15 protein-coding genes are annotated in these 18,324 nt (G+C 38.0%); 3 read left to right on the forward strand and 12 right to left on the reverse strand.

Translation table 11 applies throughout. The features are described 5' to 3' along the window. Positions 1 to 135: 135 nt before the first annotated feature. From FJA49_RS11350 to FJA49_RS11405, 12 genes are all read right to left on the reverse strand, one after another. Positions 136 to 2,547 (reverse strand): T9SS type B sorting domain-containing protein, encoded by a 2,412-nt coding sequence (locus tag FJA49_RS11350; RefSeq protein WP_140001036.1) that lies wholly within the window; start codon positions 2,545 to 2,547, stop codon positions 136 to 138. A 47-nt stretch (positions 2,548 to 2,594) separates the two neighbouring features. Beyond that, the gene (locus FJA49_RS11355; protein ID WP_140001037.1) at positions 2,595 to 5,372 is read right to left on the reverse strand and encodes a T9SS type B sorting domain-containing protein; all 2,778 of its coding nucleotides are present in this window, start codon (positions 5,370 to 5,372) and stop codon (positions 2,595 to 2,597) included. A 31-nt stretch (positions 5,373 to 5,403) separates the two neighbouring features. Further along, a complete protein-coding gene (locus tag FJA49_RS11360) occupies positions 5,404 to 7,704 on the reverse strand; it encodes a T9SS type B sorting domain-containing protein (RefSeq protein WP_158629483.1) in 2,301 nt (766 codons plus the stop codon). A 22-nt stretch (positions 7,705 to 7,726) separates the two neighbouring features. Next, on the reverse strand, positions 7,727 to 8,566 hold the full coding sequence (locus tag FJA49_RS11365) for an ABC transporter permease subunit (protein ID WP_140001039.1): 840 nt from the start codon (positions 8,564 to 8,566) through the stop codon (positions 7,727 to 7,729). A gap of 61 nt (positions 8,567 to 8,627) precedes the next feature. After that, positions 8,628 to 9,524, reverse strand: a complete 897-nt coding sequence (locus FJA49_RS11370) for an ABC transporter ATP-binding protein (RefSeq protein ID WP_140001040.1) — start codon at positions 9,522 to 9,524, stop codon at positions 8,628 to 8,630. A 92-nt stretch (positions 9,525 to 9,616) separates the two neighbouring features. Next, the gene (locus FJA49_RS11375) at positions 9,617 to 9,856 is read right to left on the reverse strand and encodes a hypothetical protein (protein ID WP_140001041.1); all 240 of its coding nucleotides are present in this window, start codon (positions 9,854 to 9,856) and stop codon (positions 9,617 to 9,619) included. A gap of 187 nt (positions 9,857 to 10,043) precedes the next feature. Continuing rightward, the gene (locus FJA49_RS11380) at positions 10,044 to 10,484 is read right to left on the reverse strand and encodes a hypothetical protein (RefSeq protein ID WP_140001042.1); all 441 of its coding nucleotides are present in this window, start codon (positions 10,482 to 10,484) and stop codon (positions 10,044 to 10,046) included. 121 nt (positions 10,485 to 10,605) lie between these two features. Continuing rightward, entirely contained in the window at positions 10,606 to 11,664 is a 1,059-nt protein-coding gene (locus tag FJA49_RS11385; RefSeq protein WP_140001043.1) for a nucleoid-associated protein, read from the reverse strand. Positions 11,665 to 11,702: 38 nt separating this feature from the next. Next, positions 11,703 to 12,071, reverse strand: coding sequence for a four helix bundle protein (locus FJA49_RS11390; RefSeq protein ID WP_140001044.1), 369 nt, complete (start codon positions 12,069 to 12,071; stop codon positions 11,703 to 11,705). 79 nt (positions 12,072 to 12,150) lie between these two features. Continuing rightward, positions 12,151 to 12,687 (reverse strand): IS1096 element passenger TnpR family protein, encoded by a 537-nt coding sequence (locus FJA49_RS11395; protein WP_140001045.1) that lies wholly within the window; start codon positions 12,685 to 12,687, stop codon positions 12,151 to 12,153. Between the two features lie 106 nt (positions 12,688 to 12,793). Continuing rightward, the gene (gene gloA2 / locus FJA49_RS11400; protein ID WP_140001046.1) at positions 12,794 to 13,183 is read right to left on the reverse strand and encodes an SMU1112c/YaeR family gloxylase I-like metalloprotein; all 390 of its coding nucleotides are present in this window, start codon (positions 13,181 to 13,183) and stop codon (positions 12,794 to 12,796) included. A gap of 6 nt (positions 13,184 to 13,189) precedes the next feature. Then, the gene (locus FJA49_RS11405; protein WP_140001047.1) at positions 13,190 to 13,567 is read right to left on the reverse strand and encodes a VOC family protein; all 378 of its coding nucleotides are present in this window, start codon (positions 13,565 to 13,567) and stop codon (positions 13,190 to 13,192) included. A 166-nt stretch (positions 13,568 to 13,733) separates the two neighbouring features. Here FJA49_RS11405 and FJA49_RS11410 point away from each other — a divergent pair, with 166 nt between their 5' ends. The 3 genes from FJA49_RS11410 (at position 13,734) to FJA49_RS11420 (ending at position 18,322) form a co-directional block, all read left to right on the forward strand. Then, positions 13,734 to 15,887, forward strand: a complete 2,154-nt coding sequence (locus FJA49_RS11410) for a TonB-dependent receptor (RefSeq protein WP_140001048.1) — start codon at positions 13,734 to 13,736, stop codon at positions 15,885 to 15,887. 424 nt (positions 15,888 to 16,311) lie between these two features. Continuing rightward, complete coding sequence (locus FJA49_RS11415) at positions 16,312 to 16,941, forward strand: tetratricopeptide repeat protein (protein ID WP_140001049.1); 630 nt, start codon at positions 16,312 to 16,314, stop codon at positions 16,939 to 16,941. Positions 16,942 to 16,966: 25 nt separating this feature from the next. After that, entirely contained in the window at positions 16,967 to 18,322 is a 1,356-nt protein-coding gene (locus FJA49_RS11420) for a 2TM domain-containing protein (RefSeq protein ID WP_140001050.1), read from the forward strand. Positions 18,323 to 18,324 lie beyond the last annotated feature (2 nt).

Here is an 18,324-nt window from a genome sequence, read left to right on the forward strand (position 1 = left end):
AAATTGTATAATTGGAACATGCCTGGAAATATTTAACATATTCCAGGCATGTTTGTTGATTTTATTAGTAATGTATTATTGGTCTTGTTTATGCAGTTTTCAAATTTCGTTTGAAATTGTTTCGTCAGATTGTTGTTATCGCAACAAGCTAAAATGTCCGCGTATTGTTCTGCCGGTTTCCAGTTTTACCAAATACCAATAGTCATTGGCAGGCAATGGATGTCCGTTATAATTTCCATCCCAGCCAGCGCCTTTAGGGTCGACATCAGAGAGAAGTTTTCCGAAGCGATCGAAAATATAGATTTTGGAACTGGCAAAGAAGTTCGGGCTGATACCAATAATATCCCAGGTGTCGTTTGTACCGTCTGCATTAGGTGTAAAAAAGGCAGGGATTTTCAGCACGGAAATTTTCTTTGATACGGTGCCACAGCCGTGAGTATCGTATACATAAACCATATGCACGCCAGGAGCAACATTTTCAAAATAGTTAGAATCCTGGAAAGGCCCATTAGGAAGGTCAAGACTGTATTGGTAACTTCCAATACTTGCAGCATCCAGAAGTACGGTTACAGTGTTGTTCTGTACTAAGTCTACTATTACTACATCAGCAATAGTGGCGTTATTTGAAAGCACAACTTCTATAGTTCTGGTCTTGGAACAGTTGTTAGCATTTGTGACTTTAACAGTATAGGTACCTACTTCATTGACACGTATGGTTGGTGTAGTTTGTATAGGTGTTGTTGACCATTCATAGGTGAAGTCAGCAGGATTTCCTTGCAATAACCCGGCATCCAATGTGATATAGCGATTAGGTAGATTGCTGCAAACATAGCCCTTGTCTTCTGTTTCAATTTGCGGTAAACGGTATACTGTTAACTGAATAGGTGAGATTCCTGAACAGCTGTTGGCGTCTTCTATACGTACATAAATTGTGGCATTATATGGAGTAGCATTAGGATAGTCGCTCGTGTTTGTAATTTCGTTCTGTTCTAATAAAGCATCGTTTAGATTAGCATAGAAATGAGCTGTTTCTGTTGGTGTCAGTGCAAGAGTTGCCGTATTGAGATCAAAAGGCATGACGCCTGTTTCAGCCAGGTCGCATTGCGGATCAATAGTTACTGTCCTGTTGATTACATTTACGTTTAGGTTCAGGGTTCCCCAACTGAAACATCCTGTCGTAAGATTGGTGATTTTTACATCCAGAGTTTCCGGGTTGGTCGTATTGTTGTATGCAATTGGCAAAGCTGTTAATGAGCCCGTCTTGAAGAATTCTGCGCCAAGGTTTGGATCGTTTCCTGTAAGAGTTGGAAGAGCCTCGTTGAGGTTAAATAGCGTTAGCCCGTCTGGAGTTAGTCCTGTGTCACATTGAACCAAAGTTCCGCTTACTGTTGCAGGAAGTGGATTTACGATAAGTTTGATTTCTTCTATTCTAAAACAGCCATCAGGTGTGGTGACTTTAATGAATACGGGTTCTTCGTTTGGAGTTGTATTGTAATAGGTAAGCCCATAAGCTCCGGTATTCGCCATGGCATTAGCAAAACTGGAATAATAATCAGCTACAGTTCCTGGAGGATTTGTATTCGAAAGTATACCATTAGTAACATCACTCATAGTAAAAGTTGCTTGCCCATTTTGATCATCACCATCAAGATTGTCGTCACAAATAGCGAACCGGTTGTTTGGAATAACGACCGAATTGATGGCTTCTACAGAAAATTGTGTTGTAGAAAAACATCCGGTTACAGTGTTGGTGATTCTGGCAAAAATAGGTTGAGGATTTACTGTATTTCTGAAATCATTGGATGGTGTTATCGGATTTTCCCCCGTCAATACATCGTTAGAACTGATATGATAAGTAACCGCTACTGAAGTTTGGGTTCCAATAATTGTACTTGTATTTAGATCGAGATCAAAAGAGGTAGAATTATCAACAATTCCGTCATTGTCACACTTTTTTATGTCAAGAGCAACACCCGTTGGTACCTGAAATGTTGGAGGTTGGTTGAATGTGGCCGTCCCCGTCCATGTCAGTGAAAAATTACTCGCACCTACAGGTCGATCAATAACCAAAAAATAGTTTTCGCCATTATTAACCGTTAAGGATTGTACAAAACTGTTTCCAAGAGCACCCGGTCCTTCGGAAGTGTCGGTTTCTGTGTCACGAAGCCCGGTGAGATTATCAGTTGCAAAGGCAGCTTCCGGGTTTGTGGTTGAACAACGAATGGCCTGACCTAAACTACCACAAGTGACATTGGGACCGAATATGAAAAAGTCGAAATCAACTTCAATATCACTATTTTCCGGAGTAAGGATAAAACCGAGAGTACCGCCAGTGTCAATAGATAACCTTAACCAGATACTATTATTTTCCTGACTACTGCAGGTATTATTGGAGCTTAATTCCTGAATACCCACTCCTGTTGCGCTGAGACCTTGAAACCCTGTATTTCCACATACGACGATAGCATCAGAACAGTCATTCTGAGAAAAGGTTTTGGTAATGGTAAAAAAGAACAGCAGAGCAATGAGGGATTTTTTTAATGTCATTCGTTAAGGATGTTTGCCCAAATTTATTATATTTTTTTAACGGGTTGTTATCTTTTTAAAGAAAAATGTCCTCTAACGGTTCTTTCTTGGTTTAAAATAACAAGATACCAATAATCTGTTGACAAGGCGGGATGTTGATTGTAATTTCCGTCCCAGCCAGCACCTTTAGGATCAACATCTGCTAAAAGCTTACCAAAACGGTCAAAGATGTAAATTTTAGCAGTAGAATAAAATAGCGAATTTATTCCAATGATATTCCAGGTGTCGTTATAGCCATCACCATTAGGAGTAAAGTAATTGGGTATGTAAAGCACGGAAATGTCCTTTTTGACGATTCCGCATCCTCGGGTATCATAGACATAAACAGTATGGAATCCGGGCGCCACATTTTCAAAATGGTTAGAATCCTGGAATGGGCCGTCAGGCTGGTCAAGACTGTATACGTAGTTGCCAATACTTTCTGGAGACAACAGTACAGTTACGGTATTGTTTTGTGCCAAATCTACTATTACTACATTGGAAATAGTAGCATTATTTGAAGGCAAAACGGTTATGGTTCTTGTTTTAGAGCAACCTTTAGCGGTTGTAACTTTGACGGTATAGACTCCGGGTTGATTGACCCGAATAGTAGGTGTGGTTTGTACTGGTGTTGTTGACCATTCATAAGTATAATCACTGATTGTGCCTTGTAATAGCCCAGGATTTAAGGTGATATAGCGGTTAGGCAAATTAGTACAGACATAATCCGTAGCTTCAGTTTGGAGCTGAGGTAACGGATTTACAACAAGAGTAATCGGAAAGATACCGTTGCATTGATTGTTATCTTCTACACGAGCATAGATTGTTTGTCTGTCACGGATCGTATTTCTAAATGCGGTAGGCAATGCATTTTGTTCCAGTAACGCATCATCAATACTAGCATAGTATGTAGTTGTAGTTGTGGCAGGAATTCCTGGAATAGGTATGTCAGTAAGCGTGAAATCTGAAATTCCATCTTCACCATTTAGCTCATCACATTTTTCAACTAATAAAGGGGCTGCTACTAGAGCATTTACAGATAAGTCCAGTGTGGTGGTTACAAAACAGCCGCTGGTATTGTCTGATACCCGTGCAAAGATTCGCTGCGGATTAGAAATGTTCGGATAGTTGTTTGGTAACGGATTACTATTATCGATGGCTTCCTGTCCGGAAAGGAAAAAAGAAACGCTTAAATTTGAGTTGCCTCCGGTAATATCTTGTTGAGCTTCTGAAAGTTTAAACAAGATATTGGTAACAGCAGTAGTAGGACTGCATTGTATTAAAGAGGAAGGAAATGCTACAGGAAGAGGGCTAATCTGTACATTTTTTGTACTCCGGACAGTTGCTCCTTCGACTATGGCAGTTGCCGTAACGGTATAGTTTCCTGGTCCTGGAAAAACATGGAAAGGCTCAACGGCATTGCTAAAAACGCTTCCATCGCCAAAATCCCATACGGCACTTTGAACGAAACCATTGGCACTTATTTCAAACGAGGTTGTCTGGCCGGCACAAAGATTTTTGGCAAGAATATTTGTGTTGAATACGGAAGTAATGAATGGCGGCAACCCAAATCGGGATGTTCCTTGTTGCAGATCAACGGCGGCATTTTGGTAATTACAGGCTACTCCGTCTTCTTCAGGACTGTTGATGACATCTAGGAAAGAATCTTCAAATCCGGTATTGATGTTGGCTTTATAAATTTTTTTGTCAGGACCTAATTGAAGCGATGAATAACTTCTCCTCGATATAAATTGCCCTGAATTTGGGATGGATGTGGCTTCAAGATTGAACTGCATTACTCCGCTTTCCGCAGAAACATACAGTTTTTTGGTTTCGGCAGAAAACTCAACACCATAACAGCCGCTGTTAGTGACTATGGCTTGTCCGTTAGAAACTATTCCGGTACTGTTGTCAAAATCATAAAGATAAAGGGCACCGCCAGATGAAGAACCACCTGTTACTTCGCCTATCTGTACGTGGGCAATGGCAATTTTTTTACCATTTGGAGAGACTTTAATCTGACCGATTGCGTTTCTCCTGTAACCAGAAATGGGAACTACGGGGTTTAGCTGTGAAATTATAGGAGTAGTAGCAACACCGCTCGGGTCAATTTTGAAAGCATAAAATTTGTCTATAAACTGCGTTATGACCCAATAGCCACCTCCGTTTCGTATTCGGACCGCTGTTATTTTTTCAGAACATTTGTATTTGATTTCTTCACCTGCAGGATCTGGATTATAGGTAACCAGATGGATATTCCTAGTTGTTACATCGCCAACACTCCCGTTAGCACCTGTAATAGACATGTCAACAACGGAGTAATTAAGGCCATTATTAAAACCGTCATCTGCCCCGGGAATTGTTCCGCCTCCATTTTCATATACTCCTGTAAACTGATTGGGATAAGCCGCTGCATTTTGATGGTGCGGTTCATCTACAGTAAAAATATAATAAAGGTTCGGATTGGTGGGATTGGGTATAATAATACCGGATTGGGTACTGGAAGGATCGCCTAACAGTCCAGTGCCTGCACTGTAATCACCATTAGGCATGATGATATGATTTCGATCCCAAACGGTTCTTCCGTCCGTATATAGCAATAAGTTGCCATTGGCATCTGAAAAAGAACTACAACCTTCATCGGTTACAATTCTAATCGGATTTGGAACTGTGGAAAGCGTTGTTATCGTATTGTCGCTATTAAACCGAATACCTGCTCTGTTGCCAAAAAACCAGTTTGATGCCTCGCCTTGGGGGAAGCAACTTATTGATAGGAACAGAAATAATACAAGTAATTTTAGTCTCATAGCGAGCCAATTAGCTATCAAAGATAGAAAATTATCTCAAAAGTGAGAAGTGTCCTCGAATTTCTCTATTGTCTTGTAAAGTTATCCTAAACCAATAGTCGGTTGCAGGCAAATCATGGCCATTCAGCTTGCCATCCCATCCCGGTTGTCCGCCTTTAAAAAAGTAAATAAGTTTGCCATAGCGGTCAAAAATTGCAACTGTGGCATTGGGTTGGTATTGCAGGTAAGGAATTCTCCAAAAGTCATTAGTACCGTCATTATTAGGAGTGAAGAATTTAGGGTAGTCCATGATATAAAATTCATGGGTAATCGTACCGCAATTTGCTTCTCTTATAATAACATTGTAACGACCAGGTTCCAGATCAGTAAACGTTGGTGAGTTTTGGAAAGTAATTCCGTCAAGGGAGTATTCGTAAGTCCCTATGCTGTCAGATGTAAGTACAACGGTTGCAGTATTATTCCCGCCTTGGAAATCTCTTATTCTGATGGTTTCTACTGTAGCAATACTTGAAGCAGTAACGATAAACTTTTTTGTGCCTTCGCAACCGTCAGCATTTGTAACAGTAACCGTATAGGTTCCGGCTGCATTAACTCTTATGGTTTGAGTTGTTTCGTGACCTGGAGTATTCCAGCTATAGCTTGAAAAACCGCTTCCTGCATTTAACACTATAGTGCTGCCCCTACAAATTGTTACCTGAACATCATCCAGACTGTTGCCAAAAAAGTTGACACGAACATTGAATTCGGCAATTCCATAACAATCGATACCGGAGCTTAGTTTTGCATAAATACGTTGGGTGAATGGAGTCGTATTCGCAAATGTTTCCGGAGTAGGAATCGGATTGAGTCCTGATAAGGCATCTGCATAGGACGTATAATAATTGACGTTTCCTGATGGTAGGTTCACCAATATATCTGCTTCTCTGTCACGCAAATTAAACACCGACTTGCCATCTGAAGGATTAGCATCAGTATCACATTTTTTCAGGTCCTGAGGATCGGCAATATTGTTATTGGAAACGTTTAGCGTTACTTCTGCAATAGCATAGCAGCCGTATTGATTTTCTACACGAGCATAAACAATTGGCTGGGTATTTTCGAAATTTGTAACGTTAGTAATCGGATTTGTATCTGAAGCCGCTTCTGCATTTGTCCTGAAATAAACAGGATTGGTTAATGTTGGATCGGCAGCTATAATCTGAGCGTTTGCTTGGTTAAGGTTGAATAGTGCAAGGCCATTGTTGTCTTCATCACATTGTACTAAAACAGCATTAGTTGCTGTGGGTACAGGCGAGTACTCCACCTTGATTTTTCCTGGTGAGAAACAACTTCCGGCAAGTTCAACATTGACAGAGTAGTCACCGGCTTCTATTACCTGATACGTAGGAGTGGTTTCAGGCTGTAATATACCGTTTTTATACCATTCGTAGCGTATGGCGCTGGCATTGGTTGCGTTTAATGTCAGGGTTTCGTCCTTGCATAACGGATTTCCGGTAGCCAACAGTCGGTCTTTACCCAAATCGGTTTCAATCTTAAAACTTCCTCCACCTAAGAAAATGGCAGAATCGTATCGGTAATTGCCTTCGTCTGCCACGACTAATTTTATATGGTAGCGTACGCCTGGCGTTACATCCGATTGCGCCGTCATGATAGTAGTTTGTCCGTTAAAATTTGTCGGATGCTCATAACCGTTAAATGCTCCAAAATATTCTTCATTTTGAGCATCACATCCTCCATTTCCTCCAATCGCAGGATGCACAGATGTTACTTTAACAGGTATAGTAGTGCCCGGAATTATGGCCAGATTTTTATAGCCTCCAGTGCCTCCAACTTCTTTCAGCAGGAATGCAAAACCATCAGAATAACGGCAGGGTGCGTTATCATGATATTCTTCTGAAGAAAGCATGTAGTCAAAACTGATTTTATTACCAAGTGGAACGAAATCAAATTCGAGTACAGTAGCATTAATAGAATTGTTTATTTCCAGAGCGGTCTCTAAATCAGAGTCGCCAGGCCAGTCCATTCCCCGTCCATCATCTAAAAGACTGCTGTTAGGGCCTTGTGCAGCTACAGCTCGCCCTGTACTTAATATGATTCCGTCAGCAAAAGGAAAAGTGCTGGTTCCGGCATTAAAATAACCATAGCTTTGTTCGCCTGTGGCAAAATTTCCACCCAGAACTGAAATATTAGAAACGGTGGCGCAGGTATTATTGATGAGGACATCTTGAACCAGTCGTTCTTTTGTATACGTATCGTTAACTGTTATATATTGCGCCTTGGCCAAAAAAGGAAGGCAAATTGCCAATAAGAAAAAAATGTGGGCTTTCGTCATTTTCATAGTATCGGCAAAGATACTATAAATCTCTTTTTTGAAGAATTTTATACGACATTAACATAAAAATAACCGTCCAAACGACAACAATTACAATTTCATACCAATGCACGCTGTAGTCTTTTACACTGACATTACCTGAAACCTGATTTTCAATAGCTTTATAGGCCTGGAAACGTGTGAAAGGTTCTTTTATAAGATTTGACATTGATTCCAATGGAAGGAAAGCAGTAATTTTTTGTACTTGCTCTGAACTTGTGAATACCAGCCATCTCAAGAGTCCGAAAATGATTCCTTCTGCAAAAAACCAAACAAGTAGGAAACCCAAGGCAAAAGCAGAACGTTTTACCAATATTCCCAAGAAAAGACAGAATGAGAAAAATGCCACTAGTTTTATGAAATAGGCCAAAAGATATTCCAGGTCAGAAAAGATAATGCCGGCTTCGTCATATGAAGAAAAGCACATTCCCAATATCAATGACATGATAAAGATAAAAATTGTAGAACCTAATGCGAAAAGTACAACGGTTATCAATTTGGACTGTATGAATTCCTTTTTGCTCAGTCCGTCTATAAGATTTTGTTTAAGCGTTCCATAAGTGTATTCATTAGCCATCATCGAAACAATCACGACAGCCAGAAAGAATTTAAGGATGGAAGCAATATAGGTATTGAAATGCCAGATATAAGGGAAGTTGAAAATTCCCTGATCCGCAATGCGGAAGTTAATTCCCAGAAAGCTGAAATTGATGGAAGCAATCAGGGCAATGAAGGAAAGCAGAATGAAATAGGTAAGCGTCAATACTCTGCTTGCCTTGTTCTGCCATATTTTTTGGAGCTCTATAGATAGTAATCGTTTCATGGGTTGCGTATTTTGTCCTAGATGTCCTTGTCGGACCCGGTTTGGATTTGTTTCAGGAATGTTATTTGTTGTTCGTCAGTTCAAGGAATTGCTCTTCCAGGCTATGCTTGCGTTTTACAAGATGGCTTAGGGTTATATTCCTTTCAAAGAGAAATTTGTTCAGTTCAGACGCATTAAGCTGGGTTTTCGGATAGGCGATAATTCGGCCTTCTTCTTCCTCAATTTTTTCAATCGAAGGATGCTGTGCGAGTGCGCTTTTTAATTCCTGAAGGTTGTCTGCCAGCAATTCGAAGAAACCATCATGCGAATTCATACCGTCAACAGTCCCTGAATATAAGATTTCTCCTTTTCGTAAGACAAGCACATGGCTGCATACTTTTTCGACTTCATCCAAAAGGTGAGAGGCAAGAAGTATGGTGGTTCCTTGAGCAGCAATTACTTTGATAATATCTCTGATTTGACGGATTCCTTGCGGATCGAGTCCATTAGTAGGTTCGTCCAAAATCAGGATTTCCGGATCATTAAGCAGGGCAGAAGCAATAGCCAGTCTTTGTTTCATCCCTAACGAGAAAGTCCTGAATTTGCTATCTTTTCTATCCAGTAGCCCAACAATTTCCAACTTTTCAGTTATTTTAGAATAGTCGGTTCCTTTAATCTTACAAACCAATTGGAGATTTTGCTCAGCGGTCATGTAAGGATAAAAATTAGGCCTTTCGATAATGGCGCCTACTTTTTTTAGAGCTTCGTGTGTTTCCATTTGTCCGCCAAACCAGCTGTAACTTCCAGATGTTTTGTTGACAACATTGAGTACGATTCCGAGTGTAGTTGATTTTCCGCTTCCGTTTGGGCCTAAAATACCATAAACATTTCCTTTTTTGATTTCAAGGGAAACGTTTTTAACAGCTTTAACCAGGCCGAAATTTTTATAAAGACTTTCAATTTTAAGTATGGTTTCCAAAATAGTATGAGGTTTGGTTTATAGTAAGACGATCCTGGCAACAATTTGTTACAAGAAAATTAAAACTCTTTTCGGATGTGTTTTTTAACTATTTACAAGGCGACTTGTCTTCTTTCGTAAAGCTGGTTTAGTGCCTTATTAATGTCTTTCATTTCTTCAGAAAGATGAATTTTGTTACCTAAAATGTCATTCGTTGCGCAACGGTGGCATACTTTGCATTCAAATTCTTTGAAGTGATCAGTAATTTTTCGGGTGGTCTTAAACTTATGACCAAAAAACTGACAAAAGGCTTTTTCAAAAAGCGCATTGTGGCGGGTTGTGTTTGGATTCATGTAGGTTATGTTTGTTAGGGGCAATAAACATACTAATTTATCCGATTAAAGGCAAAAATAATCGATGAAATGCACTTTGTAAACAAAACACCAACAAAGGGTTAAGTAATTTGATTGGTATAATGGGCTTGTTGCAAAATTATTTTGACACGTTTCTTTTGTATTAATTTTTTAACAATAAATTGATTTAAACCAGACCATGATCTTTTAAGGCCTTTTCCTCATCTCCGGTTATATAGGCAAAAATCGCATGCTTTTTGTCTTTGTAGTGTAAAAAATAGATTACTTCAAATTCAATTTTCCCCACTTTTCCTTCTTTTTGATAGTTTGTTCTCCAATAGATTTTCGCCATCGTATGATATTCATTGAGTGCAACTATTTCTTTGGAAAGTATGTCCATGGAAGTAATCCCTATCTTTTTATAAAATTCATAACCTTTCGACATCCGTTTCTTGAATTCACTGTCGTTTTTTCCACAAATCACTCCTAACGGACTTGATTCGATAAAGCAGTCAGCAAAAGAGGCAATGGTGGCATCTAAATGTATCTTTTCGTCTTTTAACGTAGCATTGAATCGTTTTTCATAATTCTTAAAAAAGATTTCAGCGTCTTTGATTTGTGTTTTCATAGCCATACTGTTTGATTTCTAAATTACGATTACTAAAACAGTTTGCTTTTATATAATTATACACAAATAAAAAATCCCCGATTACATAGCAATCGGGGATTTTTGAATATTTTAAATAGGCTTAGGATTTCTGCTCTTTGTTGAAATATACTAGGTAATAGTACATTTGCTTCTCTTCATCCCATCCTTTTTCTACAAATTTTTCAGCACTTTCCGGATTGATAAAATCCAGTTTGATTTGGATATTCGTATCGAGATTGATTACGTTCTTGATTTTTTTTCGTGCATCCGAAACCGCTGCATTTGCAATTGGGAAAGTAGTCACATCTTCAATGCTGTACTTTTCTCCTTTGTCGACCTTATAGTTTTTAAATTCCGACATCAAGTCCGGATTGTCAATTACTTCATTCAGGAAGTTTTGCTCTACGAAATCGTCGTTTTTTGCAAAATAGTTCACAGAACGGTTCATGAACATTACTTCTTCTTTTTTATCTTCAGCAGGCAATACCACGTCTTTTGCGAAGTCCTGGCAGAATTTTAAATATTTTTTAGTAATGAAGTTTTCATCCTGAAAAGCATCTACAGAAAGGAAATGCTCTAGCCAGTAACGTGCATCATATCGGTTGCTATCTACTGTCAGGATTTTATATCCTTCTTCTTTTTTATGGTTGAAAATAAGACATCCTTTGTCAAGCTTGTTCAAGTTGATTCCGTGTTGTAGGATCATTTCAAGATTGCTTTCTTTTTCTTCAAATTGTAGGAAATCAGATTGCAATTCGCTTTTGAATACTCCAACGGCGTCAACAACATTGTTGTCAATGCTCAGGTTGGTAAGATAAGCAACATAAACCTCTCCGTTTTTGATGTGCGGATGGTTGGATTGCTCAAAAAGATGTTTCGTTATCTTCTTTGAAACCTCATGAACACTACTAGGATTGTTGAAAATCTCGCCAGCAAAGTTGTACATTTCATTATATTCCAAATCTACATCATGTGCAAACTGGAAATAGTTTTCTTCTTTTTCTCTAAACGATTTGAAGAAAAATTCTTTTAGCAAAGGCATGATCTCGTCGTTTAGGCCATATGGCGATTCAGACAAAAAGAAGGCTTCGTTACGGCTTTTGTTTCCTACTCTATGAACGGAAAGAGTTTCGATGTGGGTGTTAAATAAGTTGATCATTTTTTTTTTAAGTTGCTAAGATTTAAGCAGCTAAGTGGCTAAGTAGTTTTGCTTTGTTCTTTTACCTTTTTAATAAAAGAGACTAGCATTCTTTCCAGCTCCCGACTGTCTTCGTATTGTTTGTTAAATTGTTCAGGTGTTAAATACCCTATGTTTTTTGCAATCTCTAATTGTGTCTGAAGTTCAAATAAAGAACCAATAGAGATATTTAGAAATCGGACGTATTCTTTAGGGCTTTCTCTGCTGTAACCCTCAGCGATATTACTAGGGATTGAAATAGAGCACCTTCTGATTTGTGATGTTAATCCTAATGATTCGTCTCTTGGAAATGTTCTTGTAATCTGATAAATAGAGGTAACTAATGTCATTGATTTCTGCCAGATAAGCAGTTTTTTGAAATGGCTCATAAATAACTTTTTTTCAAATATAGACTTTCTATATCAAAAAACTTAAAGCCTTAGAATCTTAGCACCTTAGCAGCTTAGACTAATTCCAATTCTCCTCAAATCCGTAATCCTCAAAATTATCTCCTCCGTCCAACATATCAAGATCATCTTCGTCAAAGTCGTCCTCATCATAATCGAAGTCATTTACGGCTGAGTCGCTAAAATCCTTGTCAGGTGCTTCAAGAGGCACTATTCCATGAGAGAATAACACATCCGGATAAACCTGTCCTGGAACATGCTCTTCAATGGCAGCCAGTTCTACAAAGAAAGTCCACATATTGATAAAGTCATAAACATAGATGATTTTTGTTCTTTCTTCATCTAAAACTTCAGAAAGCTCAAAATCAGACATTACTTTTTGCTCACCCGGTATATCACCTGTGTCAAACATCGGGATTTCCTCGTCCTGATTCCACTGGTCGTCACTCGTATAAAATGAAGCTACTTCCATACCGTCAAAACCAAAAGCATTGACAATAGCGTTATGCAGGTCTTCTAAAGTGTCGTTGTCCTGAATGGCAATATCTCTGAAAACATCTTCTTCCGCATCGAGTATTACCCTGAATTTATAAACCATAATCTAAATGTATTTTTGAAACGCCAAAGGTAAAATTTAAATTCCGATTTTTAGATTTTGCATTCTTGGAATTTTTGATATACGGCTGGAATCAGGAATCATTTTTTTAAGCTTCGTAAAATTCAATCGGCAGATTATCAGGGTCTGCTATGAATGTAAAACGTTTGTTCGTAAATTCATCAGTCCTCAGCGGTTCTGGATTCAGATTGTTTTCAACTAAATAATGTCGTGTCTTTTGTATATCATCAACTTCAAAAGCCAGATGTCGTAATCCGCAGGCTTCCGGACGTGAAACACGGCTTGGCGGATTTGGAAATGAAAAAAGCTCAATCGAATAATTTCCATTCAGCGCCAAATCCAGCTTATAAGAATCTCTTTCGCTGCGGTAGGCTTCGGCTAGGATTTCAAAACCTAGAATTTTTGTGTAAAAATGTTTTGATACTTCATAATCCGAACAGATTATGGCTATGTGGTGTACTTTGTTAATTTTTAGCATATTATATTATTCTCTTAAAGGTTCAGTAATCCACCATTGATTTCCAAAAGGATCTTCAAATCCTGCAGTATAACCGTATTCTTCCTGTCCTGGATTTTTAAGGGTTTTCGAACCTTTTTGTATGGCGAGATTGAAAACATCATCTATTTTTTCAATAAATAGGAACATACCGCAAGTCTTTTGGTGCCAGTTGTCATTGGCCTGGGCAAACATTACTACGGCATCCTTAATCCTGATTTCTCCATGCATTATGGAATTGTTTTTTCCGGGAACAATAAGCTGTTCTTTGGCACCCAAAACTGTTTTGGAAAATTCTAAAAAGTCATTGGACTTATTCAGTATAAGATAGGGCATGACGGGAAGGTACTGCTGCGGAATTTTCATAGTGATACGGTGTTAATTCATATTAAAAGTATAAAAACAAAATCATATGCGGAAGGTTTTTATGATTTGCATTGCAATTCATCCTCGAAAAAATACAATTCGGTAATCTTTATTATGAAAGCAAACTTTCCAAATGCAACTTTGCCTCAACAAAAACACCAAATCAATGAAAAATATTTTTACACTCTTATTCCTTACATTCTCTATTGCAACTTTTGCGCAGCAAACGGTTTCCGGAAAAGTCGTTGACGAAAAAGGACGCCCTATTGCAGGAGCCAATGTTTTTATTGAAGGAACCTACGATGGAGATTCTTCAAATGAGCAGGGAAATTTCAGCTTTCAGACTACAGTAACCGGAAAACAAAAACTGGTGGTTACTTTTTTGACTTATGAAACTTTAAACCAGGAAATAACAGTTGAAGATTTTAAGAACAAGACTGTCAAAATGAAAGAATCCGTTAACACGCTTGATGCTGTTGTGATTACTGCCGGAACTTTTGAATCGGGTGATAAAGCAAGAACTTCAGTTTTAAAACCTATGGATATTGTTACGACAGCCGGAGCAGCAGGCGATATTATTGGGGCGTTGCTAACTTTGCCAGGCACTCAGACTGTTGGTGAAGATGGCCGTCTTTTTGTAAGAGGTGGTGAAGCAGATGAGACACAGACTTATGTTGATGGGCTTCGTGTTTCACAGCCGTATGGTGCTACAACAAACAATTTGCCAACACGAGGAAGATTTTCACCTTTTCTTTTTAGTGGTATTGCCTTTTCAACCGGTGGTTATAGCGCAGAATATGGAGAAGCACTGTCAAGCGTCTTATTATTAAACACAATTGAAGATCCGGACCAGAATAAGACAGATATTTCATTAATGAGTGTTGGTTTAGGAATAGGAAATACGCAGAAATGGGAAAAAAGTTCCTTAAGCGTAAATGCTTCCTATGTGAATCTGGCGCCTTATCAGGTGGCAGTTCCTCAAGCTGTAGATTGGAACAGAGCTTATCAGTCAATATCAGGTGAGATGGTTTATCGTTATCATTTTAATAATGGAACACTTAAGACATACATGGCTTTTGATGCGGCAGATTTTGACCTGAACCAGGAAGATATCAACCGACCAGAAAAAATTAGAGTAGATGTGCGAAATAATAATTTCTATCTGAATTCTTCTTATAAGGGTTATTTTGGGAGCAATTACCAATTAACTACAGGGATTAGCTATGGCTATTCGCAGAACAAAATAGGAATTGCATTAGACGATGTGAAAAATGCCGAGCATGCTACACATATGAAGATAAAAATTGGTAAAAACATTACCGAAAGAATAAGATTGACAGCTGGTGCCGATTATTTCACAACTAAATTTGATGAAGATTTTGCTGAAAATGCTGGGAATACTTTTTCTTCCGGATACAATAACAATATCGCAGCAACGTATGCAGAAGCAAACATCTTCTTCTCCAAAAGATTTGCAGCCAAAGCTGGTTTCCGTTTTTCGTATACCGATTTGCTACAGGAATCTAACCTTTCACCAAGATTTTCTTTGGGCTACAAGGTAAGCGACAACGGACAATTGTCTTTTGCTTATGGAGATTTCGTACAATCACCAAGACAAGAATATCTGAAATATTCAGATCGTTTCGAAAGTGAGAAAACAGCACACTATATTTTGAATTACGAATACAGCAAATCAGGAAGAATATTCCGTGCGGAGGCTTACTTAAAGCAATACAGAGATTTGGTAAAATATGATACAGAAACAGTTCAGTTTGACTCTCAATTTAATAACAACGGAAAAGGTTTTGCAAAAGGAATCGACTTGTACTGGAGAGATAATACAACATTTAAGAATCTGGAATATTGGTTTTCGTACTCTTATATAAATACAAAAAGAGATTTTAAAAACTATCCGAAAGAAGTGACGCCTAGTTTTGTAGCCGACCATTCGCTATCACTCGTTACAAAGTATTGGGTAAACAGCCTGAGATCTCAAATTGGATTTACACATAGCTTTAACTCAGGAAGACCTTATAATGATCCAAATAAAGCTGATTTTATGAGCGGAAAGACGAAGACTTATAATAACTTGAGCTTTAGTTGGGCGTACTTAGTTTCACAACAAAAAATACTTTACTTCTCTGTTTCAAACGTTATGGGGACAGATAATGTTTTCGGATACCAATATGCAAACAATCCAGATACTAGCGGACAATTCCAACGTAAAGCTATCGGACAGCCAGCCGACCGTTTTTTCTTCGTAGGCTTTTTCTGGACGATTAGTGACAATAAGAAAGATAATCAGTTGAAGAATCTTTAAAGAAGGTACTAAGGTTCTGAGGTGCTAAGTTGCTGAGGTTTGATTTTTGAATGTACATATTAGTGCTTTTGAAAAAGAGGTGTTTAAAAGGCGCTGAGGTGCTGAGGCTCTAAGGTTTGTTTGGGAGGTTAGATGTTAGTACTTTGAAAGAAGATAATTAAGAAAGGTAGTAAGGAACTAAGTTGCTAAATTCCTGAGCAAAAGAACAAAATATTTATCTCCGTATCTCAAAACCTTAGCGCCTTAGTACCTTAGAACCTTAGCACCTCAAAAACCAAGCACCTCAAAAAAAACGATTCATCTCCAAAATTCAACAACTCAGTAACTCTCTTTTTTAAAAGATAAAATTCCGAAGCAAATTTGTATCAGAATAATAAACGTTTCAATCATCATAAAAACAATACCAACCTAAAACTTTTCAATTATGACAAAATGTATCATTACCCTAGTTTTTTTTGTGACCTCTTTGGTAGGTGCGCAGACACAGTATGAACAAGGAATGCAAAAAGGCTTTGCACTTTGGGGCGAAGGAAAAACGGCAGAAGCATCGGCTTTGTTTGAAAGAATAGCTTCGGCAGAAAAAAATAACTGGCTTCCAAATTATTATGTGTCCATGGTTAATACTACAACGGCTTTCCAGACAAAAGATAAAGATAAGGTGGCTGCATTGTTAGGCAAAGCCCAAGAAGCATTGGATATAGAACTGGATAAAAGTCCAGAAAACCCAGAACTGTTAGTGCTACAAGCAATGATTAACACAGCCTGGATAGTGTCTGATCCAATGACATACGGAATGAAACTTTCTGCCAAAACGATAGAACTTTATGATAAGGCATTAGCGGTTGCTCCAGACAATCCAAGAGCATTATTTTCAAAAGCAGAGTTTGAAATTGGAGGAGCTCGTTATTTTGGAAATGACACAAAACCAATGTGCGCCCAGATTGACAAAGCAATAGAACTTTTTGCTAAATTTAAACCGGAAACGCCTTTTCACCCAAGCTGGGGACTAGACAGAGCCTTAGAAGCTCAGAAAGAATGCAATAAAAAGAAATAATAATAATTATCAATAACCATCTTCCATGCAAAAAGCAATCAAATATATCTTTAAGACAATCATAATAGGATATGTTGTCAGCTGTGCGATTATTGCAATAATATTTGTGATCGAAGCCATGTTTGGAAGAACTTTCTCTTGGGATGCGTCATTGCTTGAAGAAATGGCCTATTATTGGCTGTATGGAATCGTACTGACTTTTATAAACTCTACCTATTTTAATTATATGAATCATAAGGTAGTATGGGAAAAATATAAAAGATATAGGGCAGCGATTAGTATTTTTGGGAGTGTCGTTCTAACAGTAATAGGTATTTTTTTTATAAGGCTGTTCATAGCAACTGTAATACATAAAAATAGCTATTCAGAGTTTATTGCTGGGCAAAATTATAGATTCTATGTGATATGCCTGATGATAACGATGATTGTGAATATGGCTTTCCACTTGATTTATTTTTACAAAAAATCTCAGGAAAATAAAGTCAAGGAACAGAAGATTATTGCCGGAACAGCCTCTGCGAAATTTGAAACCCTTAAAAACCAAATTGATCCGCATTTCCTTTTTAATAGTTTAAACGTATTAACATCGCTTATTGAAGAAAATCCAGATAACGCACAGAGATTCACAACATCGCTTTCCAAAATCTACCGCTATGTTTTAGAACAAAAAGATAAGGAACTCGTAAGTGTGGAAGAGGAACTCTCATTTGCAAAGACGTATATGAATCTGCTAAAAATGAGGTTTGAAAATAGCGTGTTTTATGAATTGCCGGTATCGGTTAAAAATCCTGATGCAAAAGTAGTTCCTCTGTCGCTACAGCTTCTTCTGGAGAATACAGTAAAGCATAATATTGCCAGCGAAATGAAACCTTTACATATCAGGATTTATGAAAAAGAGGATTATCTGGTCATTGAAAATGATTACCAAAAAAAAGAAGTCCTGCAAGACAGAAAAGGAGTAGGGCTGCAGAATATCGTTGACAGATATTCGATTGTAACCAATAGAAAAGTAAAAATTGAGCAGACAGAACAGCATTTCAGAGTTGAACTGCCTATGCTTACCAAACAAATAGCAATTATGGAAACAGATTATAACACACAGGAAAGCATATATCGTAAAGCCCAGAAAAAAGTAGAAGACATTAAGGGATTTTATGGCAACCTGACTTCGTATATCGTAGTAAATATTGGATTAGCAGCTTTGAATTTGATAACTTCTCCAAGTCATCTGTGGTTTCTTTATCCTGCAATAGGATGGGGAATAGGTGTTGCCATTCACGGTTTGAGCGTTTTTAATTATATGCCGTTTTTGGGCAATGATTGGGAAGAAAAGAAAATCAGGGAACTAATGGAAAAAGAGAAACAAGACAAATGGCAATAGTA

Origin of the sequence: Flavobacterium microcysteis (genome assembly GCF_006385255.1) — a bacterium.
In the GTDB taxonomy this organism is placed as follows: domain Bacteria; phylum Bacteroidota; class Bacteroidia; order Flavobacteriales; family Flavobacteriaceae; genus Flavobacterium; species Flavobacterium microcysteis.

Coding starts and splice junctions, on each gene's coding strand:
- FJA49_RS11350 (WP_140001036.1), bottom strand. CDS start 2,547: ATGACATTAAAAAAATCCCTCATTGCTCTGCTGTTCTTTTTTACCATT.
- FJA49_RS11355 (WP_140001037.1), bottom strand. CDS start 5,372: ATGAGACTAAAATTACTTGTATTATTTCTGTTCCTATCAATAAGTTGC.
- FJA49_RS11360 (WP_158629483.1), bottom strand. CDS start 7,704: ATGACGAAAGCCCACATTTTTTTCTTATTGGCAATTTGCCTTCCTTTT.
- FJA49_RS11365 (WP_140001039.1), bottom strand. CDS start 8,566: ATGAAACGATTACTATCTATAGAGCTCCAAAAAATATGGCAGAACAAG.
- FJA49_RS11375 (WP_140001041.1), bottom strand. CDS start 9,856: ATGAATCCAAACACAACCCGCCACAATGCGCTTTTTGAAAAAGCCTTT.
- FJA49_RS11380 (WP_140001042.1), bottom strand. CDS start 10,484: ATGAAAACACAAATCAAAGACGCTGAAATCTTTTTTAAGAATTATGAA.
- FJA49_RS11385 (WP_140001043.1), bottom strand. CDS start 11,664: ATGATCAACTTATTTAACACCCACATCGAAACTCTTTCCGTTCATAGA.
- FJA49_RS11390 (WP_140001044.1), bottom strand. CDS start 12,071: ATGAGCCATTTCAAAAAACTGCTTATCTGGCAGAAATCAATGACATTA.
- FJA49_RS11395 (WP_140001045.1), bottom strand. CDS start 12,687: ATGGTTTATAAATTCAGGGTAATACTCGATGCGGAAGAAGATGTTTTC.
- gloA2 (WP_140001046.1), bottom strand. CDS start 13,183: ATGCTAAAAATTAACAAAGTACACCACATAGCCATAATCTGTTCGGAT.
- FJA49_RS11405 (WP_140001047.1), bottom strand. CDS start 13,567: ATGAAAATTCCGCAGCAGTACCTTCCCGTCATGCCCTATCTTATACTG.
- FJA49_RS11410 (WP_140001048.1), top strand. CDS start 13,734: ATGAAAAATATTTTTACACTCTTATTCCTTACATTCTCTATTGCAACT.
- FJA49_RS11415 (WP_140001049.1), top strand. CDS start 16,312: ATGACAAAATGTATCATTACCCTAGTTTTTTTTGTGACCTCTTTGGTA.
- FJA49_RS11420 (WP_140001050.1), top strand. CDS start 16,967: ATGCAAAAAGCAATCAAATATATCTTTAAGACAATCATAATAGGATAT.